This window comes from Pseudomonas sp. EL_65y_Pfl1_R83, from assembly GCF_963970695.1.
Classification (GTDB): Bacteria; Pseudomonadota; Gammaproteobacteria; order Pseudomonadales; family Pseudomonadaceae; genus Aquipseudomonas; species Aquipseudomonas tritici.
In genome coordinates this window covers 132,031-156,342 of sequence record NZ_CAXAQI010000013.1, presented here as the reverse complement: position 1 = coordinate 156,342, position 24,312 = coordinate 132,031, and the positions used below count along the sequence as shown (strand labels likewise).

16 protein-coding genes are annotated in these 24,312 nt (G+C 59.7%); 7 read left to right on the top strand and 9 right to left on the bottom strand.

Annotation, left to right across the window (positions count from 1 at the left end):
• Nucleotides 1–5: 5 nt before the first annotated feature.
• Nucleotides 6–701, top strand: a complete 696-nt coding sequence (locus AACY08_RS19155; protein WP_339470915.1) for a tetratricopeptide repeat protein — start codon at nucleotides 6–8, stop codon at nucleotides 699–701.
• Between the two features lie 53 nt (nucleotides 702–754).
• Here AACY08_RS19155 and AACY08_RS19150 read toward each other — a convergent pair whose 3' ends face one another.
• From AACY08_RS19150 to AACY08_RS19115, 8 genes are all read right to left on the bottom strand, one after another.
• Nucleotides 755–1,501 (bottom strand): SDR family oxidoreductase, encoded by a 747-nt coding sequence (locus tag AACY08_RS19150; RefSeq protein ID WP_339470913.1) that lies wholly within the window; start codon nucleotides 1,499–1,501, stop codon nucleotides 755–757.
• Between the two features lie 54 nt (nucleotides 1,502–1,555).
• Nucleotides 1,556–3,652 (bottom strand): putative bifunctional diguanylate cyclase/phosphodiesterase, encoded by a 2,097-nt coding sequence (locus AACY08_RS19145; protein WP_339470911.1) that lies wholly within the window; start codon nucleotides 3,650–3,652, stop codon nucleotides 1,556–1,558.
• A 281-nt stretch (nucleotides 3,653–3,933) separates the two neighbouring features.
• Complete coding sequence (locus AACY08_RS19140) at nucleotides 3,934–5,403, bottom strand: efflux transporter outer membrane subunit (protein WP_339470909.1); 1,470 nt, start codon at nucleotides 5,401–5,403, stop codon at nucleotides 3,934–3,936.
• On the bottom strand, nucleotides 5,400–8,507 hold the full coding sequence (locus AACY08_RS19135; RefSeq protein WP_339470907.1) for an efflux RND transporter permease subunit: 3,108 nt from the start codon (nucleotides 8,505–8,507) through the stop codon (nucleotides 5,400–5,402). Before AACY08_RS19135 ends, AACY08_RS19140 begins: the two co-directional genes overlap by 4 nt.
• Entirely contained in the window at nucleotides 8,504–11,605 is a 3,102-nt protein-coding gene (locus AACY08_RS19130) for an MdtB/MuxB family multidrug efflux RND transporter permease subunit (protein WP_339470905.1), read from the bottom strand. The genes AACY08_RS19135 and AACY08_RS19130 overlap by 4 nt, the downstream gene beginning before the upstream one ends.
• Nucleotides 11,602–12,900, bottom strand: coding sequence for an MdtA/MuxA family multidrug efflux RND transporter periplasmic adaptor subunit (locus AACY08_RS19125; protein ID WP_339470904.1), 1,299 nt, complete (start codon nucleotides 12,898–12,900; stop codon nucleotides 11,602–11,604). The genes AACY08_RS19130 and AACY08_RS19125 overlap by 4 nt, the downstream gene beginning before the upstream one ends.
• 231 nt (nucleotides 12,901–13,131) lie before the next feature.
• Nucleotides 13,132–13,632: a thiol peroxidase gene (tpx, locus tag AACY08_RS19120; RefSeq protein ID WP_339470901.1), complete on the bottom strand. Its 501-nt coding sequence runs from the start codon at nucleotides 13,630–13,632 to the stop codon at nucleotides 13,132–13,134.
• A gap of 143 nt (nucleotides 13,633–13,775) precedes the next feature.
• Nucleotides 13,776–14,156, bottom strand: coding sequence for a hypothetical protein (locus tag AACY08_RS19115; protein ID WP_339470899.1), 381 nt, complete (start codon nucleotides 14,154–14,156; stop codon nucleotides 13,776–13,778).
• Between the two features lie 243 nt (nucleotides 14,157–14,399).
• Here AACY08_RS19115 and AACY08_RS19110 point away from each other — a divergent pair, with 243 nt between their 5' ends.
• From AACY08_RS19110 to AACY08_RS19100, 3 genes are all read left to right on the top strand, one after another.
• Nucleotides 14,400–15,689, top strand: coding sequence for a glycosyltransferase (locus AACY08_RS19110; RefSeq protein WP_339470897.1), 1,290 nt, complete (start codon nucleotides 14,400–14,402; stop codon nucleotides 15,687–15,689).
• A gap of 72 nt (nucleotides 15,690–15,761) precedes the next feature.
• Nucleotides 15,762–16,667, top strand: coding sequence for an AraC family transcriptional regulator (locus AACY08_RS19105; RefSeq protein WP_339470895.1), 906 nt, complete (start codon nucleotides 15,762–15,764; stop codon nucleotides 16,665–16,667).
• A gap of 98 nt (nucleotides 16,668–16,765) precedes the next feature.
• Complete coding sequence (locus tag AACY08_RS19100) at nucleotides 16,766–20,527, top strand: hypothetical protein (protein WP_339470894.1); 3,762 nt, start codon at nucleotides 16,766–16,768, stop codon at nucleotides 20,525–20,527.
• Nucleotides 20,528–20,615: 88 nt separating this feature from the next.
• Here the strand turns inward: AACY08_RS19100 and AACY08_RS30590 are convergent, their stop codons facing one another.
• On the bottom strand, nucleotides 20,616–20,891 hold the full coding sequence (locus tag AACY08_RS30590; RefSeq protein ID WP_445261448.1) for a chitin-binding domain-containing protein: 276 nt from the start codon (nucleotides 20,889–20,891) through the stop codon (nucleotides 20,616–20,618).
• Between the two features lie 307 nt (nucleotides 20,892–21,198).
• On the opposite strand from AACY08_RS30590, the gene AACY08_RS19095 reads away from it, so the two are divergent.
• From AACY08_RS19095 to AACY08_RS19085, 3 genes are all read left to right on the top strand, one after another.
• Nucleotides 21,199–22,470, top strand: coding sequence for an ABC transporter substrate-binding protein (locus AACY08_RS19095; protein ID WP_445262034.1), 1,272 nt, complete (start codon nucleotides 21,199–21,201; stop codon nucleotides 22,468–22,470).
• An 88-nt stretch (nucleotides 22,471–22,558) separates the two neighbouring features.
• Nucleotides 22,559–23,449 (top strand): carbohydrate ABC transporter permease, encoded by an 891-nt coding sequence (locus AACY08_RS19090; protein WP_339470892.1) that lies wholly within the window; start codon nucleotides 22,559–22,561, stop codon nucleotides 23,447–23,449.
• A 10-nt stretch (nucleotides 23,450–23,459) separates the two neighbouring features.
• Nucleotides 23,460–24,290, top strand: coding sequence for a carbohydrate ABC transporter permease (locus AACY08_RS19085; RefSeq protein WP_339418442.1), 831 nt, complete (start codon nucleotides 23,460–23,462; stop codon nucleotides 24,288–24,290).
• The last annotated feature ends 22 nt before the right edge of the window (nucleotides 24,291–24,312 follow it).

Below are 24,312 nucleotides of genomic sequence, written 5' to 3'. Positions count from 1 at the left end.
CCAAGATGCCTATCGCCCTTATCCGTGGTTTTTCCCTACTGGCGGCCGCCGCCGTCCTGGCCGGTTGCGCACATCAGCCAACCGCTGCCCAACGTGACCTGCAGCATTGCGCCAACGCCCTTAAGGCCATAAAAACCGACCAGAACCAGCTGGTTATCCAGGAAGCCGACCTGTGCCTGGCCAAGAACACCCTGCCGGCCAAAATCCAGAGCACGGTGTACCTGCTCAAGTCCGCGGCCTATAGCAACCTCAAGCAGTACCCCGAGGCCATCATCGCGCGGGAGAAATCCATCGCCACCAACCCGCAAGTCGAACCGCGAGCGACGTTGGAACTCAGTTATCTGTATCGCCTGAATGGCAACCCACGCAAAGCGCTGGAACTGGTGCAGTCCAACCTTGACGCCGGCCTCGGCGAGCTCGGCAAGGGCGGCGGTTTCAACATGCCGACGTTCTATCACCTGGGGCTGGCGCTGCTCGACCTCGGCGAATACCGCGAAGCCGCCGAAGCGTTCAGCGCAGGGCTGGTCAAACAACCTGACTACGCCTGGGCCTTCTACCAGCGCTCGCTGGCCTATGACCGGCTGGGTGACAAGGAGAATGCCCGACGCGACCTGATGCAGTTCGCCAAATTGGTCGACCAGAGCACCGTGGAGCCGGAGCATAAAGCGCAACTGGCGGCGTACCAGGTCAAGCTGCCCTGACGGTCAACCGTGAGGCCTCTAGGCGGGGCCTCACGCGTTCCACCGGCTGCTGATCAGCGGCCGCCACCCAGGTCTAGGAATGTGCCCGTCGCATACGAAGCCTTATCCGACAGCAACCAGATAATCGCCTCCGCCACTTCATCCGGGCGCCCGCCCCTGGCCATGGGGATGCCGGACTCGAGTTTGCTGACGCGGTCCGGGTCGCCGCTCAGGGCGTGGAAGTCAGTGAAGATGTAACCGGGGCGCACGGCGTTGACACGAATGCCCTCGCCCGCGACTTCCTTCGACAAGCCCAGGGTGAACGTGTCGAGCGCGCCTTTGGAGGCCGCATAATCGACGTATTCACCCGGCGAGCCCAGTCGGGCAGCCACCGATGAGACGTTGACGATGCTGCCGCCCTGCCCGCCATGCTTGGGCGACATACGCAGCACCGCGTGCTTGGCACACAGGATCGGCCCGAGCACGTTGGTTTTCATGATTTTAAGGATGCGGAACTCGGACATCTCATCAACCCGCGCCTTGTGCCCCACGGTGCCAGCATTGTTGACCAGTGCAGTGACGCGACCCAATTCGGCGTCGACACGGTTGAACAAGGCGATCACTTCATCTTCGCTGCTCACATCGGCGCGCACGGCAATCGCCTGGGCGCCCAGCGCACGGACTTGCTCGAGCGTGCGGTGAGCAGCCTCTTCGTCGGACTGGTAGTTGATGCAGATGCGGTAGCCCTCGCGAGCGGCCAGCGATGCCGTCTCGGCGCCGATCCCACGGCTGCCCCCGGTGATGATGACGACTTTGTCCATACGTGCGTTCTCCTGATTCAACCTGATAGTTAGGGTCGTATCCGAGAATACCCGTCACTCACGGCTTTTGTCAGGCGCAACGCCTTTTTCGGCGTGCCGGATATCGGCCATGAACCCCTCCGCCGGCAACGGGTGCCCCAGCAGGTAACCCTGCAGGGAATCACACCCCAACCGAGTCAGGAAACGCTGCTGCGCATTGGTTTCCACGCCTTCGGCGACAATGCGCAACCCCAACGCCTGGCCGAGTGCGACGATGGCCGAGACGATGGCGGCGTCATCGCTGTCGTGCTCCAGGTCGCGGACAAACCCACGGTCGATCTTCAGCTCATTGGCGGGCAGGCGCTTGAGGTACATGAGGCTGGAGTAACCCGTACCGAAGTCATCGATGGACAAATCGACCCCCATGTCCGACAGTGCCTGCAACACGGTCATGCTCGCATCGGCATCGCTCATGGCGGTGGTTTCGGTGATTTCCAGGGTCAGGTTGTTGGCGGGCAACTGGTGGCGCTCAAGGGCCGCGGCCACGCTCTTGACCAGTCCGGCATGGCAGAACTGCATGGCCGAAAGGTTCACCGCTATGCGCCAGTCTTCGTAGCCTTGGGCGTACCAGATACTCATTTGGCGACAGGCTTCATTGAGCACCCACTCGCCGATGGGAATGATCAGCCCGGTCTTTTCCGCCCGTTCAATGAACATCGCCGGCAGCAGCAGCCCCTGTTGCGGATGCTCCCAGCGCAACAGCGCTTCGGCACCCACCGGAATACCGCTCACCGCGTCGAACTTGGGCTGGTAGTAGAGCTGGAACTGCTGCTGTTCCAGGGCATTGCGCAGGTCTTGCAATAACTGCAACTGCTTGCGCGCATTGGTGCTCATCGATGCATCAAAAAAGCTGTAGCCGTTTTTGCCCACGCCCTTGGCGTGGTACATCGCGGCGTCAGCGTTCATCAGCAGTTCCCGGGGGTTGCCACCATTGCCCGGGAACATGGCGATACCAACGCTGGCGGAGATCTTCAGTTCATGTTCGGCTACCTGGAACGCGCGATTGATCAGCATCACCTGGCGTTCGGCAAGGCCGAGCGCGTCATCCGGCTGGGTCAGTTGCACCAGCAATACGAACTCATCCCCGCCGATACGCGCCAAGGTGTCCTGGCTACGCAAATCTTCACGCAGGCGTTGGCCTACTTCACGCAGCAACTGGTCGCCCATGTGGTGGCCGAAGGCATCGTTGACCGGTTTGAAGCCGTCCAGATCGATAAACATCAGTGCGAAGCAACCGCCCTGCTCCTTGACGGCCTGCATGGCTTGTTGAATACGGTCGGCGAGCAAGGTGCGATTGGGCAAGCCGGTGAGCATGTCGTGCAGGGCCAGGTGGGTCAGTTCCTGATTGGCTTGGGTCAGGGAGTCAGCGAGCACCGCCGTGCGGGCTTCCAGCCGCGCGTCGAGCAATGAGGTCAGCAAGGCGATGGCGAGCACGGCCAGGGTCGTGACCAGTACCAGATTGTCCAGGCCATTGCTGCTCAAGCCATCCAGCGCGGCACCGCAGAAACTGTCATCGGCGAACTGCGCCGCCGCCATACCGGTGTAATGCATGCCGACGATGGCAAACCCCATGACGACAGCTGCGCCACCCCGTGCCAGGCGCACGTATGGGGTATTACGACGCAGGTTGAAGGCGATCCACAGCGCTGCGCCGCAGGCTCCGACGGCAATCAACAAAGAAGCGCCAAACAAGGCCGGGTCGTAGTCGATACCCGGCGTCATGCGCATCGCGGCCATACCTGTGTAGTGCATGCAGGCGATGCCCGTGCCCATGATCAGCGCACCAAATGCCAGTTGCCACGCAGGTAAACGCGGCTGGCTGACCAGCCACAATGCAAAGCCGCTGGAGAGCACCGCGATCAACAACGACAACGCGGTGATGCCGCTATCGAAGCCCAGCGCAAACGGTAAACGCAGCGCGAGCATTCCGATGAAATGCATCGACCACACCCCGATCCCCATCGCCATCGCGCCGCCGGCTATCCATAAATAGACCGCGCGACCTTTGGCGGTGGCAAGGCGGCCGGATAGGTCCAACGCGGTGTAGGAAGCAAGGATCGCGACAAACAGTGAGATCGCGACCAGGGAGGGTGAATAACTACCGATGAGCATGGGACTTCTCGTGCGCAGCAGGCCTGAGAGGCCCGTGCAAATTGGCAAAGCGGGCGATTGTAGCGACAATAATTCTTGTACAGTTGATTAATTATTGTATAGCCATTACTGGCATTTTGACGTCAATTGGCCAGCTCGACAACACCTTAAATCTTTGCTTAGGTTGAGTCCAAATGTGGGCGCGGGCTTGCTCGCGAAGGCGGTGAATCAACCCACTAATCCGGTGACTGACACACTGCCTGCGCGAGCAAGCCCGCGCCCACATTGGCCTGAGTTCACACTCACTCTTTCTCGGCAATGGGTGTTTGCCCATCCCAACCACCGCCCAGCGCGGCGATCAGTTGCACACTGGCCACCAGGCGCGTCTGCAGCAAGGTCAATACGGTGCGTTCGTTGCTCAGGGCTGTCGCTTGCACGGTGACCACGTCGAGGTAGGCAATCAGCCCGGCCTTGTACTGGTTCTGGGTCAGCCGTAGCGATTCACGCGCGGCCTCAAGCGCTTCATTGCTCACCACCGCCTCGTCTTCCAGCACCTTGAGCTGCACCATGTAGTTTTCCACTTCGCGGAAACCATCCAACACGGTCTGGCGGTACTTGGCGACGGTCTCATCATAGCTGGCCACGCTGCGGTCAACTTCCGCCGAACGCTGGCCGCCGTCGAACAGGGTCATGGCGAGCTTGGGGCCTACCGACCAGAAGCGGTTCGGCAGGCTGATCCAATCGGAATAGGTGCTGCTCGAATAACCCCCGGCGAGGCTCAGGCTCAGGTCCGGGTAGTAGGCGGCCTCGGCCACGCCGATATTGGCGTTGGCGGCGATCACCGAGCGTTCTGCCGAGGCGATATCCGGGCGACGCTCAAGCAGTTGCGAGGGCAGGCTCAGCGGAATCTGCGGCAGTGCCGGAATATCTTTGCTCACCGCCAGGTTGAAGTTGGCCGGCGCCTCGCCGATCAGCACGGCAATTGCGTTCTCCAGCTGGGCACGCTGCCAGATGAGGTCGATCAGGCTGGCCTGGGTGGTCTTGAGCTGGGTTTGCGCCTGGGCCACCGCGTCCTTGCCGGAGACCCCGGCGCGGTATTGGTTCTGGGTCATTTGCAGGGAGCGTTGATAGGCCTCCAGCGTGGCTTGCAACAAACGCGTCTGTTCATCCATCACGCGCAGTTGCAGGTAGCTTTGCACCAGTTCCGACTGTTGGCTCAGGCGCATCGCCGCCAGGTCCGCCGAGCTGGCTTCGGCGCTGGCCTCGTTGGCTTCCAGGCCACGGCGCAATTTGCCCCAGATATCCGCCTCCCAGCTCACGCCCAACTGTGCGTTCAGGGTGTCACGGATACCGCTGCTGGAACTGCTCAGGCTGGCGCTGCTGCTGCCGGTGCCTTGGCTGGCGCGGGTTTTACCGACGCTGAGGTCAACAGTGGGGTAAAACGCACCACGGGAACTGCGCACCAGCGCCTGGGCCTGGCGAAAGCGCGCTTCGGCCTGGGCGACGGTTTGGTTTGAGTGGTTGAGGCGCAGCACCAGGTCATTGAGCTGGCGGTCGCCGTACAGCTCCCACCAGGCGCCACGGGCCAGGGCGTCGCTTGGGGTTGCCTGGCGCCAGCCCTGGGCTTCTTTGAACTGGGCGGGCTCGACGACTTCCGGACGCTTGTAGTCGGGACCAACGGCGCAAGCGCTGAGCAACACGCCACACAGCACCAGGCTCGCCACGCGGCAACCGCGGAACAGGGCCAATCGGGCAAAGGTTGAATCGGTCATAGCGCAGTGTCCAGGGCAGCATCGGTACGCACGCCGCGCCATTTATTGAAGCGATGGCGCGCGCGGTCGAGATAGAGGTAAACCACCGGGGTGGTGTAAAGGGTCAGGACCTGGCTGAACACCAGGCCGCCGATGATGGTCAGGCCCAGGGGGCGACGCATTTCCGCGCCATCACCACTGCCCAACAGCAAAGGCAACGCACCGAGGATGGCCGCCAGGGTCGTCATCAGGATCGGCCGCAAACGCAGCAGGCAGGCGCTGCGAATCGACTCCATCGGGCCCATGCGGTCGTTACGCTCCAGCTGCAGGGCCAGGTCGATCATCAAGATCGCGTTCTTCTTCACCACACCAATCAGCAGGAACAGACCCAGCAAGGAGATCAGGCTGAACTCGCCCCCCGTCAGGTAAATCGCGAACATCGCGCCAACACCGGCCGACGGCAGGGTCGAGAGGATCGTCAAGGGGTGGATGTAGCTTTCATACAGAATGCCCAGCACCAGGTACACCGCCACCAACGCGCCGAGGATCATGAACGGCTGGCCCTTCTGTGTGGCCGCGAAGGCATCGGCGGTGCCGGCCATCTTGGCGATGACATCTTCTGGCAAGCCGACCTTGGCAATCGCCCGCTCGATAGCGGCCGTGCCCTGCTCGACTGTCACACCCGGCGCCATGTCGAAGGCAATGTTTTCCGAAGCGAACTGGCCTTCGTGGCTGACGCGGTCGTCCGCCAGGCTGTTCTCGTAATGGGCAATGGTCGATAACGGTACCCGCGCGCCGTCAGCGGTGATCACCTGCATCTGGTTCAGGGTGATCGGGTCCTGCGCGTATTTGGGATTGACCTCCATCACCACCTGATACTGGTTGAGGCTGTCGTAGATGGTGGAAATCTGCCGCTGGCTGTAGGCGTTGTTGAGCACCGCCGTGACCATATTCATGTCGATACCCAGGCGTTTGGCCTGGTCGCGGTCGACAATCAGCGTGACCTGCGCCGCACCCCGGCCTTCTCGGGCGTCGATGGCGGTGAGTTCCGGCAGCTCACGCAGGGCCGCGACGACCTTCGGATACCACAGACGCAGTGCCGCCAGGTCGCCACTTTGCAGGATGTAGGAATACTGCGCACTGGTCTGGTCGCGGCTGCCGCCGAATTGCAGGTCCTGGTCGGCCATCAGGAACAGCCGCCCGCCCGGCACCAACGGCACGTCCTTGCGCAGGCGCTCGATCACCGCCTGGGCGGAAATCTTGCGTTCGCTGATAGGTTTGAGGCGTACCAGCATCACCGCGTTGTTGGTGCCACTGTTGCCGCCGATAAAGCCGGCCACGCTGAGCACTGCAGGGTCCTTGAGCACGGCTTTGCGGAAGGTTTCCATCTTCGGTTGCATCACGCTGAACGACAGGCCGTCATCGCCTCGCACAAAACCGATCAACTGGCCGGTGTCCTGCTGCGGCATGAAGGTTTTCGGTACCACCACGTAAAGCACCACGTTCAAACCAATGGTCAGCAACAGGCTGAGCAGGGTCAGGCGACGATGGCGCAGCACCCAGTCCAGGCTGGTGGCATAGCCGGCGACCATGCGGTCGTTGACCCTTTGGCTCCAGCGCTGCAAACCGGTCATTTCGCCTTTGACATGGGGCTTGAGCCAGCGCGCGCAAAGCATCGGCGTGAGGGTCAGCGAGACAATCAGCGACACAATGATCGCCGCCGACAAGGTGATGGAAAACTCGCGGAACAGGCTGGTGACAATCCCCCCCATGAACAGGATGGACAGGAACACCGCCACCAGCGAAACGTTCATCGACAGCAAGGTAAACCCGACTTCCTGCGCGCCCAGGTACGCCGCCTTCATCGGCGGCACGCCTTCGTCGATATGCCGAGAAATGTTCTCCAGCACCACAATGGCATCGTCCACCACCAGGCCGGTGGCCAGGATCAACGCCATCAAGGAAAAATTGTTCAACGAAAAACCGTACAGGTACATCACCGCGAAGGTGCCCACCAGCGACACCGGCACCGCCAGGGTCGGGATCAGCGAGGCGCGGAAGTTACCGAGGAACAGGTACACCACCAGAATCACCAGGCCCACGGCGATCAGCAGGGTCATCTCGGCTTCGTGCAAGGTGGCCGTGATCACCGGCGAGCGGTCCATCGCCAGGCTCAGCTTGACACTGGACGGCAGCACCGCTTGCAACGCCGGCAACTGCGCCTTGATCTGCCTGACCGTCTCGATGATGTTGGCACCGGACTGGCGGTTGATCACCAGCAGCACCGCCGGTTCGTTGTTGAAGAAGCCGCTGTTGTAGCGGTCTTCCACGCCGTCGCTGATCTTCGCCACATCACTCAAGCGCAAGGCGGCACCGTTCTGGTAGCGGATCAGCAGCGGCTCGTAGTCCTTGGCCTTTTCCAGCTGGTCGTTGGCCTGGATCTGCCAGTTGCGCTGGCTGTCTTCCAGGGACCCTTTGGGCCGCCGCTGGTTAGCATTGGCAATGGTGTTGCGCACATCGTCGAGGGCCACGCCGTACTGGTCGAGGGCCTTGGGCTCCAGCTCGATGCGCACCGCCGGCAGGGAGCTGCCGCCGATCTGCACTTCGCCTACGCCCGGCACCTGGGACAGGCTTTGCGAAAGAATGGTCGAGGCCAGGTCGTACAGCTCGCCCTTCTGCAGCATGTCCGAGGTCAGCGACAGCACCATGATCGGCGCCTGGGACGGGTTGATCTTTTTGTAGGTGGGCATGCTGCGCATGCCGCTGGGCAGCAGGTTGCGCGAGGCATTGATTGCCGCCTGCACTTCCCGCGCAGCGCCGTTGATATCACGGTCGGAGTCAAACGCGAGGATCACCCGGGTGGAGCCCTGGCTCGACGAGCTGCTCATGGTGGTAATGCCGGCAATCGAGCCAAACGAGCGCTCCAGCGGTGTGGCCACGGTAGACGCCATCACCTCGGGGCTCGCGCCAGGCAAGCTGGCCGACACCACGATCACCGGAAAATCGATCTGCGGCAGCGGGGATACCGGCAGCAGGTTGAAGCTGACCCCGCCCAGCAACATGATCGCCAGGCTCAGCAGCATGGTCGCTACCGGCCGGCGAATGAAAGGTCCGGACAGGTTCATGACTCAACCGGCTCCAGGCTTTGCGGCTCTTTGCGCCAGCGACGGCCCAGGCGATCGAAGTACAGGTAAATCACCGGCGTGGTGAACAGCGTCAACACCTGGCTCACCAGCAGACCGCCGACCATCACCAGACCCAAAGGTTGACGCAATTCAGCGCCGGAACCCGTGGCGAGCATCAACGGCACCGCGCCAAACAGCGCCGCCAGCGTGGTCATCAGGATCGGCCGGAAGCGCAGCAGCGCCGCCTGGTAGATCGCGGTCTGTGGGTCGAGGCCCTGGTTGCGTTCGGCATCGAGGGCGAAGTCGATCATCATGATCGCGTTCTTCTTGACAATACCGATCAGCAAAATGATGCCGATGATCGCAATCATGCCCAGGTCATTGCCACTGAGCAGCAACGCTAGCAAAGCGCCGACGGCCGCCGACGGCAAGGTAGAGAGGATGGTGATCGGGTGGATATAACTCTCGTAGAGCACACCCAGCACGATGTACATGGTGACCACCGCCGCCAGGATCAGCAGCAAGGTGCTCGACAGCGAGGCTTCGAACGCCTGGGCCGCGCCCTGGAATTGGGTCTGCACGCCCACCGGCATGCCGATGTCTTTCTGGGTCTGGTTGATCAGCTCAACGCCTTTGCCCAACGCGACACCAGGCGCCAGGTTGAACGACATCATCACCGCCGGGAACTGGCCGATGTGCGCAATCGCCAGTTGCGCCTGGCGCTGTTCCACATGGGCCAGGCTGGACAAGCGCACCTGGCCGCCATCGGTGGTTTTCACATGGATCTGGTTCAGCGCATCCGGACCCAGGGTTTCGCCGGACTGGGCCTGCAATACCACGCGGTACTGGCTGGCCTGGGTGTAAATGGTAGAAATCTGCCGTTGGCCGAAGGCATCGTAGAGCGCATCGGTGATGCTCGATACGCTGACACCCAGGCGTGACGCCGCATCGCGGTCGATCATCAGGTACACCTGCAGGCCCTTGTCCTGCAGGTCGCTGGCAACGTCGGTGAGTTCGGGCATCTGGCTCAACGCGTGGACCAGTTTTTTGCTCCACAACGCCAGCAGCTCGGCGTCCGGCGACGACATGCTGAACTGGTACTGGGTGCGGCTGACGCGGTCTTCGATGGTCAAGTCTTGAACCGGCTGCATGAACAGGCGGATGCCCACCAGCTTGTCGATTTGCGGCTGCAGGCGGTTGATCACTTGGGCTGCGCTCAAGTCGCGCAGGCCGTGAGCCTTGAGGTTGATCAGCAAGCGCCCACTGTTGAGGGTAGCGTTGTCACCGTCCACACCAATGTAGGACGACAGGCTTTCCACCGCTGGATCGGCCAGGATGATCTTCGCCAGCGCCTGCTGGCGCTGGCTCATGGCGGCGAAGGAAATCGACTGCGGCGCTTCGGAAACACCCTGGATCACGCCCGTATCCTGCACCGGGAAGAAGCCTTTGGGCACCACCAGGTACAGCACCACGGTCAGGCCCAGGGTCGCGATGGCGACCAGCAGGGTCAGCGGTTGGTGCCGGAGCACCCACTGCAACATGCTTCCATAACGCGCGATCAACCAATCGATCCACGCACCGCTGGCTTTGTAGAATCGGCTTTGCTCCTCTTCCTTGGGTTCACGCTTGAGCAGCCGCGCGCACATCATCGGCGTGAGGGTCAGGGACACCACCAGGGAAATCAGGATCGCCACTGCCAGGGTGATGGCGAACTCACGGAACAGGCGCCCCACGACGTCGGCCATGAACAGCAGCGGAATCAATACCGCGATCAGCGACAGGGTCAGGGAAATCAGGGTAAAACCGATTTGCCTGGCGCCCTTGAGCGCGGCGGCAAGCGGCGTTTCGCCCTCCTCGATATAGCGCGAGATGTTCTCCAGCATCACGATGGCATCGTCCACCACGAAACCGGTGGCGATGGTCAAGGCCATCAGCGTGAGGTTGTTGATGGAGAAACCCGCCAGGTACATCACGCCAAAGGTACCCACCAGCGACAGCGGCACGGCGATGGACGGAATGAGCGTGGCGCTGACCCTACGCAGGAACAGGAACGTCACCATCACCACCAGGGCGATGGCGATGAGCAGTTCGTGTTGCACGTCTTTCACCGACGCCCGGATGGTTTGGGTGCGGTCTGTAAGCACCGTCACGTCGAGGCCGGCCGGCAGGTTGTCGGTGATGCTTGGCAGCAGCGCCTTGATGCGGTCCACCACCTCGATCACGTTGGCCCCCGGCTGGCGCTGGATATTCAGCAGCACGGCCTGGTTTTCATTGGCCCAGGCGGCGAGGCGCTCGTTTTCGGCGCCGTCGACGATCTGTGCCACGTCTTTTAGGCGCAACGGCGCGCCGTTGTTGTAGGCCAGGATCAACTCGGCGTATTGCGCAGGCGAGACCAACTGATCATTGGCATCGAGCATCGACACGCGGGTGGGGCCGTCGAAGTTACCCTTGGGCTGGTTGACGTTGGACGCCGCGATCAAGGTGCGCACGTCCGACAGGTTCAAGCCGTTGGCCGCCAGGGCCTCGGGGTTGACCTTGATGCGCACGGCCTGGCGCTGGCCACCGGCGATGCTGACCATGCCGACGCCGCTGATCTGCGCGATTTTCTGCGCCATGCGCGTGTCGACCAGGTCATTGAGCTTGGGCAGCAACATGGTTTTTGACGTGATGGCCAGGGTCAGCACCGGGGTGTCCGCCGGGTTGACCTTGTTGTACACCGGCGGCGCCGGCAAATCCTTTGGCAACAGGTTGGTCGCGGCGTTGATCGCGGCCTGCACCTGTTGCTCGGCGACATCCATATTGATGTCGAGGTTGAAACGCAGGGTCAGCACCGACGCGCCGCCGGAACTGGTGGACGCCATTTGCGTGAGGCCGGGCATTTGCCCGAACTGGCGCTCCAGCGGCGCGGTGACCGCACTGGTCATCACATCTGGGCTGGCGCCGGGGTACAGGGTCATCACCCGAATGGTCGGGTAGTCCACTTGGGGCAAAGCCGATACCGGCAACAAGCGGTACGAAATGATGCCGGCCAACACAATGGCCAGCATGCTCAGCGTGGTGGCGACCGGGCGAAGGATAAACAGTCGCGACAGGTTCATGAACCGACCTTTTGCGCCTTGCCGTCAGCAGCGCCGGTCTCCCCTTTCGCGGCGGGCTTGCCTTGCAGGTGTTCGGTCGGCGTGGTCGGCACTTCGCTGCTCTCATTCACCACTTCGACTTCGCTGCCGTCCTTGAGACGGTCAGTGCCTTCCAGCACCACGCGGTCGCCAGCCTTGAGACCTTGCTTGATCACCGTGTTATTGTCATCGGTATCGCCGACCACCAGCGGCTGCACCTTGACCTTCTTGTCGCCGTCGAGCACGTAGACGAAGGTGCCGGTGTTGCCGAACTGGATCGCCGCCGACGGCGCCAGCACTACGTTATGCAGGGTGTCAGCCAACAAGTGCACATTGACGAACTGATTGGGGAACAGCGCCTGGTCCTTGTTATCAAAGCGCGCCTTGAATTTCAGGGTGCCGGTGGTGACGTCGATCTGGTTGTCCAGGCTTTGCAGTACACCGGTGGCTTGTACTTTCACATCGCCGCGGTCCCAGGCTTCCACAGGAAGTTTGTTGCCAGCGTGGTAGCGAGCAAGCACGGTTTCCAGGGTATTTTCCGGCAGGGTGAAGACGACGCTGATCGGTTGGGTCTGAGTGATCACGGCCAGGGCGGTGGTGTCGTTGGCCGCCACCAAGTTGCCAACGTCCACCTGGCGCAGGCCTACGCGGCCGCCGATCGGCGCGCGGATCTTGGTGAAGTCGAGGTTGAGCTTGGCGTCATCCACCGCGCCCTGGTTGGTCTTGACCGTGCCCTGGTATTGCAGGACCAGCGCTTCGGCGGTGTCCAGGGTCTGCTTGGCGATACTGTCCTGGGCGAACAGGTCGCGATAACGCTGCACGTCGACCTGGGCGTTTTTCAGTTGGGCCTGGTTCTGCATCAGCGTGCCCTGGGCCTGGAGCAAGGCGTTCTGGTAGCTGCGCGGGTCGATCTCGGCCAGCAGGTCGCCGGCCTTGACCCTCTGCCCTTCTTCAAACGCGATCTTCACCAACTCGCCGCCTACCCGGCTGCGCACATTGATCGTGTTCAGTGCGGTAACCGTGCCCAAGGCCTTGTAGTACACCGGGAACTCGCCAAGCACCGCAGGCGCCACGCGTACCGGCACCGGGCCAGTGGAACCACCAAACCCAGGGCGCGCCATGCCGGTCTTGCTCGCATGGCCGGCCGGCGCGTCTTTATGGGCGGCACCGCTGGGCCAGAATTTCCAGCACAGGCCGGCGATAGCCAGCAGCACAAGCAGGCCGAACAACCAGCGGCGGGAGTTGCGGGGGGAGGATTGCATGGAGTGATCAACCATTGGGCGCGAGAGCTTCTTCTTTGGGAGGCTGAAAGATAAGCACTGGAGCGCGTTAAGAAAAGCGCCTTTACCGGCTATTTACCTTGGGCTTAAAACTGTAAACATCTGCGCTTAGTCCGCTCGCTATTTCGCTAAGCACCTGAGCGACAAATAAAAACGGCCTGGACTAGGCCAGGCCGCAAGCATGCATCATACGTGTTACTGCCAAACGACAGTAACGTACCGAAACAGTTACTTCAAAACAGCCAGGGCTGCCTCGTAGTTTGGCTCCTGGCCGATTTCGCTGACCAGCTCGCTGTGCAGCACATTGTCATTTTCGTCCAGCACGACAACGGCGCGCGCGGTCAGGCCTTTGAGCGGGCCATCGGCAATCGAAACACCGTAGTCCACCGCGAAATCCGAATCACGGAAGTCGGACAGGTTCTTCACGTTTTCCAGGCCTTCGGAGCCGCAAAAACGCGCCTGGGCGAAGGGCAGGTCGGTGGAGATGCACAGCACAACAGCGTTGGTCAGCTCGTTGGCCTGGGCGTTGAATTTACGCACCGACGTGGCGCAGGTCGGGGTGTCGACGCTTGGGAAGATATTCAGCACTTTGCGCTTGCCGGCAAAGGTCGCCAGGGTTGCGTCCGACAGATCGCCGGCAGTCAGGGTGAAATCAGGGGCTTGGGTACCGGTTTTCGGCAATTCGCCTTCAACCTGGACAGGGTTACCACGAAGGGTGACTTGAGCCATGAACGGAATCCTTATGCTGTGTTGGGTTTAACGAATTCGAGAGGCCGAAGTTAACCACAAACTGCTCAGAGGACCTATGGCAAACACATTATTTATAGAAATACGGGCGCCGGCATCTGCGATGCCAGACGCCCACTCGACTGTTAAATATCAAAGCGCTGACTGACTGTCCTGCGGTCATCAGGCCCCCCCATGTCAAAAATGAACGTCACGAAGATCTCAATCCAGATGGAGCCCCCCACGGCCATCGTATGGGTGGTATCCCAGACATGCCATTTTCCGTCCTGCCGCCTGTTATCAGGGGAATCGACCTTCCACTTTGCACCATTCTCGGCTTTTACCTCGAAATTGATATTTGCACTGTGGCGATTACCATTGGCGGTGAACATGTACCTGAGCGTTTGTACTGTCAGACTGCTGCCCACTCGATTCCAGCGCATGTCGAGATTGCCGGTGTAGCCGCTGGCACTTCCTGAAAATGTATCGCCTACCCAACTTGCGGGTGCCGAAGTTTTTTTGTCCATTTTAGAGGTGCTCCTCGGACCATGGTGAATTCCTCCCATGCCAGAGGCCAGGGAGACGCATCACCACACTGCCTGCCCCGCTCACGCTGCATAACTGTGATAATTGACAGTTAGTTAGTTCATTTCGCGATCATCGATCAGTCAATCTCTGACGTTCAGGAAACGCGTAGGTGTTGTCACTCCATGTTTTAATGCTGAATTTTGCCGGCCATGCAGCCGGAACACGTGCAAGGATTCGAGTTAATGAACCACCGCGCCACCAAAGTCCTGGTCATTGGTTATGTCTGGCCGGAGCCCCGCTCTTCAGCCGCAGGCGGGCATATGATGCAGATTCTTGAGAGCTTTCTTACGCAAGGTTGGGACATTACCTTCAGCAGCCCTGCGACCATTGGCGAGCACAAGGCCGATCTGCCCGCCCTGGGCATAGCCGAATGCCCAATCGAATTGAATAACAGCAGTTTCGACGATTTTATACGCGAACTCGCGCCGGACATCGTGCTGTTTGACCGTTTCATGATGGAAGAGCAATTCGGCTGGCGCGTCGAGAAATGCTGCCCCAACGCTCTGCGCGTACTGGAAACCTCCGACCTGCAAAGCCTGCGCGATGCGCGACATCAGCGCCTCAAGGATCACCTCAAGGCCCACCCCGACAGCGACGACTTCAGCGCGTTGTTTTCCCCGGCATTGCACGAAGAATTCCAGCTCATGGCCGACACTGACCTGGCCAAGCGCGAAATCGCGGCGATCTACCGCTGCGATATCAGCCTGATGATTTCCGACGTGGAAATCCGTCTGCTCACTGAGCACTTCAACGTGCCAGCCGCCCTGCTCCACTGGTGCCCTTTGATGTTGGAATCGCCAACCGAGCGTTTTGCGCCGTTTGAAGACCGCGCGCACTTCCTCAGCATCGGCAACTTCCGCCACGCGCCCAACTGGGATGCGGTGCTCTGGATGAAAAACAGCCTGTGGCCGCTGATACGCCAGCAATTGCCGGGGGCGCAGCTGCATATCTATGGTGCCTACACCCCGCCCAAGGCCACGGCACTGCACAACCCGGCCCAGGGCTTTCATGTGATGAACTGGGCCGAAGATGCGTTACAGGTCATGACCGCTGCACGCATCTGCCTGGCGCCCTTGCGTTTCGGCGCCGGCATCAAGGGCAAACTCGCGGACGCGATGCTCTGTGGCACGCCGAATATCACCACGCCCATCGGCGCCGAGGCCATGGGTGATGGGCAACCGTGGCCCGGGGTGATTGAGCAAAGCGCACCTGCACTGGCCACCGCCGCCGTGGCGCTCTACCAGGACCGCGAACGCTGGACCCAGGCCCAGGAAAACGGTCGCCAACTGGTGGCGCGCCGCTATGACCAGAACATTCATGGCCCCGCGCTGGTGGCATGCTTGCAACACTGCCGCAGCCATCTCGCTGCCCATCGCCGGGACAACTTCACCGGCAGCATGCTGCGCCATCATGCCCATAAAAGTACCCAATACATGTCCCAGTGGATCGAGGCAAAAAACCGCAGCGTATAAGCACCAGCGCTGGCGAGGTCGCGTGCGAGGGGGCATTATCCAACGCGGCAACCACAATAAAGCGACGGCAGCATGACCCGAGCAACACGAATCACCGACCCTTCCTACGAGCTCATGGACGATCACAACGGTCTGTCCATCATCTATCGCCAGCATGGCTTCCCCTGCCCGCTGGTGCGCTGGCACTTTCACAAGGAATACGAGCTGCACCTGATCGTCGCGAGTTCCGGCAAGGTGTTTATCGGCGACTATATCGGCAACTTCTACCCGGAAAGCCTGTTCCTCACCGGCCCCAACCTGCCCCACAACTGGATCAGCCAGGTCGAGGAAGACGAGGTGGTGCCCAAGCGCGACATGCTGGTGAACTTTACCGATGAGTTGCTGGAGAACGGCAGCCACATTTTCACCGAGCTCAAGACGCTGGCACCGCTACTGGAACGGGCGCAGTACGGCATCGAATTTCGATGCAAACGCACGATTGCCCAAGCGATGACCTTGATGCAACGCATCGAGGATGCCCAGGGCATTGCGCGCCTGGGGCACTTCTTTATTTTGCTGGAAGTGCTGAGTGCCTGTGAGGACTACCAACTACTGTCCGGTGCAACCACCCCGCAGCTGGCCGACGAGCACAGCATCGACCGAACCAACCGTGCAGTGGATTACATATTTGCTCACTATGCACGCGAGTTGCCGCTGGAAGAAGTCGCGGCCTACCTCGGGATGAAGCCCACGTATTTCTCCCGGGTGTTCAAGCAAGCCACCGGACGCACCTTCATCGAGTTCGTCAATCGGCTGCGTATCAGCAAATCCTGTGAACTGCTCGCCGACGGCGACAAACCGGTGACCGATGTGTGCTTTGAATCGGGCTTCAATAATATTTCCAACTTCAATCGGCGCTTCCAGCAGCTCAAGGGCATGACGCCATCGCACTACCGGCGGTTGGCGGTGCAGCGCTTGACGGAGCAGAACCTGGGTTGACCGCCCGTCGCTACTGTCAACTTTGACAGCTATACGCGCCACACCCAGGGGTGTGTGATTTCCTTACTCAGCTTTACGCTGCATAAGGAGCGCTCGCTATGAAAAAATTCACGTCCTCCAACTTGCCTTGCCCTGTCTGCAAACCCCATCGCCATGGGCCAAAGCCCCCCGTCATTGTCGACCCGCTGGACCCACCCTTTGTCAGCGACGCAGTACGACCGATTCCAGGCGCTGATAGCGGCTTGAATATTCGACTGGTGGAGCCCTGGCTTACGGTGCGTTTCAGCAAGTGGTTCAACTTCAACGAGGGCGACACGTTCACGTTATTCATGGGCAGTTTCACCTACGCCATTGCTGCCGATGAGGTCAGGTTCGAGGACTTGGATCCGGATAAGAATTTTTTAACGCTGGTGATCCCTGAGGGATTGGTTCCGAGGGGCTTTGTTTATCCGTGTTTTGGCCAAGTGAAGAGAGTGGGCAGCGGCACCCCGAGCACCTCCCCTTATGAAACCTGGCTTGTCAAAACCGACCGTCCCGGCGGCGTCAGCACCAATCCTTACTATCACTCGCGCCTGGTCATCCATCTACCGCCTGATCTGGTGGGGGGTGTACTCGACCCCGAGCGCGCTGAGCAAGGCGTTGACTTGACGGTTGATCCTTACCCGAACATGGCGTTGGGAGACACTGTCGAGGTGTGGTGGAACGGTCACCCAGTGTTCCTAGAGATTGATCAAGACCACCTCGACGGCATCAAGCCGATTGTCGTGCATGTACCGGAAGCGATCATCATCGCCGGAGGCAGCGGCGTGGTGGTGATTTACTTCCGGATCTTCGACATCGTGTTCAACTATTCGGGGGAAGTGCCGCAGTGGTCGAAGCCTGAGAAGGTGGAAGCCGATCTGGACCTATATGCGCTCGAACGGCCACACTTGGTGGTCAACGGGGATTCAGTGACTGAGGTCAATGTAGACCTTGTTGGTGATGGCCCCTATGAAGGAGAGGTCTTCGTTCCCAGAAAGCTACCCAATGGCACGACCACGCCTGGCGGCACGTTGATCCACCTGACGCTCGTCGTGTTCGATGATAATGGCGCAAATACCGTCACCCCATTACCCCCGTTTCCCGCTCGAATCGGCCTGTCGGCCACCACTGACATTGACCCCAAATATATTCAAATGGCGGCTAACGGCCACGTCCAATTGTTCTACACACTGACCACCGCCACTGGCACGCCCCTCGGCACCTCGCGACGCTTGAACGTCCCGGTTTCAGGCACGAGAAAGTCGATGCCGGCAATGACCATCGATAAAAGCGAAGGTGGCTTTATCGATCCATCGATCGAACATTTCCAGGCTTTTTTCCCGAAATTCTTCCCCTATAACGCTGACTGGAGCGTCATCTTCCGCATGGAGGCCCTGGACTCGACAGGCCGGCTGGTCGAGTACGAAGAAGAATTGCTGGCTGGCGCAAAAGAGCCACCCCCGCCCCCTCGCACAGTGCTCCAGGAGCAGTTTTCGCGTTTCATCGGGCTGGGACTGGTCCGCGTGTTCTACCTCGTCAACGACGGCCAAATGCGGATCATGGGGCAAGGCATTCACGCGGTGCGCAAATCCGAGGTTCTGGAAGTAACCTTCGGCGCAGCAGTACGCTCAATGCCCGAACCAAAACTGCAATACGCAGACCTGTTCAAGAACTTGGACATTGATAGCATTATCGGCACCACGCTCAACTTGACCTTGACCGAAACACGTACGTTCCCTGGCGACATTCTCGAGTGGTTTTGGAGAGGTTCTGCCAGCAACGGCTCCGTCAGTGATGACGTGACACTCAACTCATCGACAGCGGGCAGGCAGGTCGTGATACCAGTAGAGGCGAAATACGCCATTGCCAATAACGATGGAGAAATTCGTCTCAGCTACACACTCCAACCGGCGGATGGCAGCGCGAAACGCTTTTCGGATGTTCTGCTCATCACAGTGGGAAAAGCACTCGAACTGAAACGACCGGAAGTCGCAGAAGCAACCCGCTATCCCGACCAACTGGCGGCAGTTGCCGCGACGCAGGGAGCGACAGTCGTGGTCGATATTGCGCAAATGCGACCCACTGACCAGATCGAGACCTGCTGGAGCGGAATCCCAGGCATTGGGACCTATTGCGAAACCCAGTATGGCAATACATCGAAAGTCCTGCATATCGACATCGACCCCGATGTAGTGGGTGCCAACATCCAGGCGCAAGGGCGCTTTATCACAGTGCAGTATTTCGTAATCCGGGGCCGGCACAGAACGCCTTCGCCCGTGTTGAACCTGGAGTTGTTACCACCGCCATTCCCCAAACCCTATCTGGAGGGCCATGCATTGGATGCGGTGCTGGACCTCAGCACACTGAAGGGCACCGAACGCGCCTTTGTCGATCGCTGGTTCTTCATCCAGCACTTTCAGCGGGCGTGGTTCGAAATGCTCGGTACCTATGCAGACGGCAATCAGTTTTACCATGCCTTCTACTATGGGGACCTGGTGGGACTGGACGGCGAGCAGAACGGTCTTCATCCACTTGCACCCATTGCGCAATTACGCAAACTCTTGGACGGGACGCAATTGACCATGCGCTGCGCAGTCACCTTCGACCAGAGCGCGGACCTGTCCAATGCGGTAAGGTTTTTGCAGCGCGACTACACCGTCAGGGCCTTGCCTGCGCAGTACCCGGTGCCCCTCTTGGAAGAGGCAAGCGGGTCCGGCACGTTGGTGACATTGGCGCCGCTGAACGCACAATACGGTGCGAATCTGCGGGTGAGCTATGGTCCGATGAGCACCACCGACAAGATCTATGTGGAAGTTCTAGGCAGTGCCGGCGCCGGCTCGGCTACCATCGGGCCGATCTATGGGGAAACCGATGGCACCGTCATTGTCCCCCTGGACGCCCCACTGATTGCCGCCAATATCCGCAGCACCACGAGCCAATTCACAATCAGGTACACGGTAACCAAAGGTACGGATACCCGGCCCTCTGTCTTGCTCACGGTGAATCTTGAACCGTTGCCTCAATCCGAGTTGAAAAAGACCGTGATCAGGATCGATGAAGCCACACCCGCCGGCGTGATCGATTTGGACACATTGATCGGTAATGCCACCGCCAGGGCGACGACCTGGCCATTTATCGCACGGCACCAGCCCGTATGGTTAAAATTGTTCGGTACCGACCGCGACGGTAAGGCGCACAACTTGACCCTGCTGGACGGTACGGTCGATGGCGAGGTTGATGCTGCCTGGATCAGCCAGGGTTATCACCTGGAAACGGTGTTGAGCAGTTACCTGCACGACCTAGGAAGCAACAGCCTGCTGACCCTGCAGTTTAAGGTGGCGTTCAACGGCGTCAGGGATGAGGGGCAGGCGATTGAGTTTCCGCCAACGCGTTACACAGTAAAAAGCGTGATGGTTCACGACTGCACGACATTCACCAACAATTACGTGAATTACTGGCTCAGTGAGTGGCCTGATGTGGGCATCCGACGCGAACCCAATGGCAACTTCTTTTGGCAGGCAGGCCCCCTTACTGGCAACGGGGCCCGCCTGTACAAAACCTTGACGCCTGCCACGGCAGGCTATTACCGGATCAGTTTCAGGTATCGGATCAACAAGTTTGCTGCCATTGGCGCGCCAACGTTCATTGAAATCCGGCTGGGCACACTGAAAAGCACGCCTCAGGTCCCCGCCATCAATACCTGGCTGAATGTCGACATCCCGCTCAACTACTTACCCGCTAATCCGTTTGTCGCCTCGATAGCCTTCAAAAACCCAACCACCGGCGGGATCTACGACCTGGATGATATTTGCATCATCCAGACCCCCTATCCGATTTGAGGTAGATGCAAAACAGGGATCAGTACCTGTACTGATCCCTGCGCACTCACTTGTTTATCCTACCGATGAATAGACCCTGGGGGAAAAATCAAGGCCTTACACATCTTTGTAACTGCTCGCTGAATTCATGCCCCGCGGGGCAAGTGTAAGGGAATTGAAGCCATCGGTTAGATTGAGCGCTCCATACACACCGGTAGTACCCCCCGACTCTATCAGTACTTTTAAAATAACCGGCCTTAGTACAAGCAGGCTCTCGTGACTCCGGCGGTTCCGTTGTACAAGCACCGAGAGAAACAGCAATGATAAAGCCCAGTACAGTCTTATAGACTGCGTTGTTTTTGAGAGTTACGCGAGAACCGTTCATAAACATCTCCTGGTTGGGTTGTGCCGAACCATTAACCCTCCAGTGCTCATAAGCGTCTACTGTCAGAACTAACAGGTCGGCGCCACTGTAGGCGCCGTTGAACATTTTGCAGACCCAGTGCAAAAAAGTATCAGTCCCAGTGCTCCCAAGGATTTGTCACAGCGCCATTTGAGGGCTGTAATCAACGCACACTCTTCCTGCTGTCGTGGAAGACACAACAACAATAACTGTCCTTCTGTAGCCCCTGGGCGCAGAAATGGAGTGCGCGATGAAGTTCACAGCAAAAGCTCTAATTGCCTTTTCTTGCATGACCCTCAGCGCCGTCAGCCTTGGCGCGCAAACCCTGACGATTGCGACCGTCAACAACAGCGACATGATCCGCATGCAAAAGCTTTCGAAAACCTTCGAGGCCGAGCATCCGGAAATCAAGTTGAACTGGGTGGTGCTCGAAGAAAACGTACTGCGCCAACGCCTGACCACTGACATTGCTACCCAGGGCGGACAGTTCGATGTGTTGACCATCGGCATGTACGAAGCAGCACTTTGGGGTGCCAAGGGTTGGCTGGAGCCGATGAAGGACTTGCCGGCGTCCTACGACCTCGATGACGTATTCCCTTCGGTGCGTGACGGTCTGTCTGTCAAAGGCTCGCTGTATGCCCTGCCGTTCTACGCCGAAAGTTCGATCACTTATTACCGCACCGACCTGTTCAAGGACGCCGGGCTGAGCATGCCCGAGCACCCGACCTGGACCCAGATCGGCGAATTCGCCAGCAAACTCACCGACAAGACCAAAGGGCAATACGGCCTGTGCCTGCGCGGCAAAGCCGGTTGGGGTGAGAACATGGCGCTGATCACCACCCTGGCCAATGGTTACGGGGCGCGCTGGTTCGACGAGAAGTGGCAACCGGAATTCAACGGCCCTGAATGGAAGGAGGCGCTGAACTTCTACGTCGACAACATGAAGAAATCCGGCCCGCCGGGCGCCTCCAGCAACGGTTTCAACGAAAACCTGGCGCTGTTCAACAGCGGCAAGTGCGCAATCTGGGTCGACGCCAGCGTCGCCGGCTCGTTTGTGACCGACAAAACCCAAAGCAAAGTGGCTGACCATGTCGGCTTCACCTTCGCCCCGCACGAAAAAACCGACAAAGGTACGTCGTGGCTGTACTCCTGGAGCCTGGCAATCCCTACCAGCTCCAAGGCCAAGGATGCCGCCAAGGTGTTCACCAGCTGGGCCACCTCCAAGGAATATGGCGCATTGGTCGCCAAGACCGACGGCGTTGCCAACGTACCCCCTGGCACGCGCAAGTCGACCTACAGCGACGCGTACATGAAGGCCGCGCCGTTTGCCAAGGTAACCCTGGAATCGCTGAAAGTGGCGGACCCGACCAAACCAACGCTCAAGCCGGTGCCGTATATCGGTATCCAGTTGGTCACCATTCCTGAGTTCCAGGCAATTGGCACCCAGGTCGGCAAGTTCTTCTCGGCCGCTCTGACCGGTCAGCAGACGGTGGATGCTGCACTGACCGCCGCGCAGACCACCACCGAGCGTGAAATGAAGCGGGCGGGTTACCCCAAATAAGGTGAGCCCTCCACTGTAAATGTGGGAGCAAGCCTGCTCCCACATTTGACCGCACTCCGATTCTTGCTCTGTACCGGTCTCGAATACCATGAATACAACTCCCAAAAACCGCCTGGCCAACCCCGGCTGGTTCCTCGTCAGCCCCTCGGTGGCTTTGTTGCTGCTGTGGATGATCGTGCCCCTGAGCATGACCCTGTACTTTTCGCTGATCCGCTACAACCTGCTCTACCCCGGCGAAAACCAATTCGTGGGGCTGGAGAACTTCGCCTACTTCATCACTGACTCGGGCTTCCTGCCCGGCGCCACCAACACCCTGTTGCTGGTCGGTAGCGTACTGTTGATCAGCGTGGTGTTCGGCGTGTTGATCAGTGCCCTGCTGGAGGCCAGTGAGTTCTTCGGCCGCGGCCTGGTGCGGGTGTTGTTGATTTCGCCCTTCTTCATCATGCCCACCGTCGGTGCGCTGATCTGGAAGAACCTGATTTTCCACCCGGTGTCGGGGATTCTCGCCGCCGTGTGGAAGTTTTTCGGTGCCGAGCCGGTGGACTGGCTGGCGCACTACCCCTTGCTGTCGATCATCATCATTGTGTCGTGGCAATGGCTGCCCTTCGCGATCCTGCTGTTGATGACTGCCATGCAGTCCCTCGACCAGGAGCAAAAGGAAGCCGCGCGCCTCGACGGTGCCGGCGCCATCGCGATCTTCTGGCACCTGACCCTGCCCCACCTGGCCCGCCCGATTGCCGTGGTGGTGATGATCGAAACGATCTTTTTGCTCTCGGTATTCGCCGAAATTTTCACCACCACCAACGGTGGCCCCGGCTACGCCTCGACCAACCTCGCCTACCTGATCTACAACCAGGCGCTGGTGCAGTTCGACGTGGGCATGGCCTCGGCCGGCGGCTTGATTGCCGTGGTCATCGCCAATATCGCGGCGATCATCCTGGTGCGGATGATCGGCAAAAACCTGACTGACAAGCCTTGAGGGCCGCGCCATGACGCTTCAACAATCCCGCCGGCTGCAAAGCCTGCTGCTTGGCACATTGGCCTGGGCCATCGCGATCCTGATCTTCTTCCCGATCTTCTGGATGGTGCTGACCAGCTTCAAGACCGAAATCGATGCGTTCGCCACGCCGCCGCAGTTCATCTTCACGCCAACGCTGGAGAACTACCTGCACATTAACGAGCGCAGCAACTACTTCAGTTATGCGTGGAACTCGGTGCTGATTTCCTTCAGCGCCACGGCCCTATGCCTACTGATCTCGGTGCCGGCCGCCTACTCCATGGCGTTCTACGAAACCAAACGTACCAAAGGCACGCTGTTGTGGATGCTCTCTACCAAGATGCTGCCGCCGGTAGGCGTGCTGATGCCGATCTACCTGCTGGCCAAGAGCATGGGCCTGCTGGATACGCGCATTGCGCTGATCATCATCTACACCCTGATCAACCTGCCGATCGTGGTGTGGATGGTTTACACCTACTTCAAGGACATTCCCAAGGACATCCTCGAAGCCGCCCGCCTGGATGGCGCCACTCTGTGGCAGGAAATGGTCCGCGTCCTGCTGCCGATCGCCAAGGGCGGCCTGGCGTCCACGGTGTTGCTGTCGTTGATCCTGTGCTGGAACGAGGCGTTCTGGTCGCTGAACCTGACTTCGTCCAGCGCCGCGCCGCTGACCGCGTTGATCGCCTCCTACTCCAGCCCTGAAGGCTTGTTCTGGGCCAAATTGTCCGCCGTCTCGACCCTGGCCTGCGCGCCGATCCTGATCTTTGGCTGGATCAGCCAGAAACAGCTGGTGCGCGGTTTGTCCTTCGGCGCCGTGAAGTAACGGCTGCCTAATAAAAAATTCA

Bases quoted from the DNA above. Each gene is read 5' to 3' on its own strand.
- AACY08_RS19155 (WP_339470915.1), top strand. From the start codon at position 6: ATGCCTATCGCCCTTATCCGTGGTTTTTCCCTACTGGCGGCCGCCGCC.
- AACY08_RS19150 (WP_339470913.1), bottom strand. From the start codon at position 1,501: ATGGACAAAGTCGTCATCATCACCGGGGGCAGCCGTGGGATCGGCGCC.
- AACY08_RS19145 (WP_339470911.1), bottom strand. From the start codon at position 3,652: ATGCTCATCGGTAGTTATTCACCCTCCCTGGTCGCGATCTCACTGTTT.
- AACY08_RS19140 (WP_339470909.1), bottom strand. From the start codon at position 5,403: ATGACCGATTCAACCTTTGCCCGATTGGCCCTGTTCCGCGGTTGCCGC.
- AACY08_RS19135 (WP_339470907.1), bottom strand. From the start codon at position 8,507: ATGAACCTGTCCGGACCTTTCATTCGCCGGCCGGTAGCGACCATGCTG.
- AACY08_RS19130 (WP_339470905.1), bottom strand. From the start codon at position 11,605: ATGAACCTGTCGCGACTGTTTATCCTTCGCCCGGTCGCCACCACGCTG.
- AACY08_RS19125 (WP_339470904.1), bottom strand. From the start codon at position 12,900: ATGGTTGATCACTCCATGCAATCCTCCCCCCGCAACTCCCGCCGCTGG.
- tpx (WP_339470901.1), bottom strand. From the start codon at position 13,632: ATGGCTCAAGTCACCCTTCGTGGTAACCCTGTCCAGGTTGAAGGCGAA.
- AACY08_RS19115 (WP_339470899.1), bottom strand. From the start codon at position 14,156: ATGGACAAAAAAACTTCGGCACCCGCAAGTTGGGTAGGCGATACATTT.
- AACY08_RS19110 (WP_339470897.1), top strand. From the start codon at position 14,400: ATGAACCACCGCGCCACCAAAGTCCTGGTCATTGGTTATGTCTGGCCG.
- AACY08_RS19105 (WP_339470895.1), top strand. From the start codon at position 15,762: ATGACCCGAGCAACACGAATCACCGACCCTTCCTACGAGCTCATGGAC.
- AACY08_RS19100 (WP_339470894.1), top strand. From the start codon at position 16,766: ATGAAAAAATTCACGTCCTCCAACTTGCCTTGCCCTGTCTGCAAACCC.
- AACY08_RS30590 (WP_445261448.1), bottom strand. From the start codon at position 20,891: ATGAACGGTTCTCGCGTAACTCTCAAAAACAACGCAGTCTATAAGACT.
- AACY08_RS19095 (WP_445262034.1), top strand. From the start codon at position 21,199: ATGACCCTCAGCGCCGTCAGCCTTGGCGCGCAAACCCTGACGATTGCG.
- AACY08_RS19090 (WP_339470892.1), top strand. From the start codon at position 22,559: ATGAATACAACTCCCAAAAACCGCCTGGCCAACCCCGGCTGGTTCCTC.
- AACY08_RS19085 (WP_339418442.1), top strand. From the start codon at position 23,460: ATGACGCTTCAACAATCCCGCCGGCTGCAAAGCCTGCTGCTTGGCACA.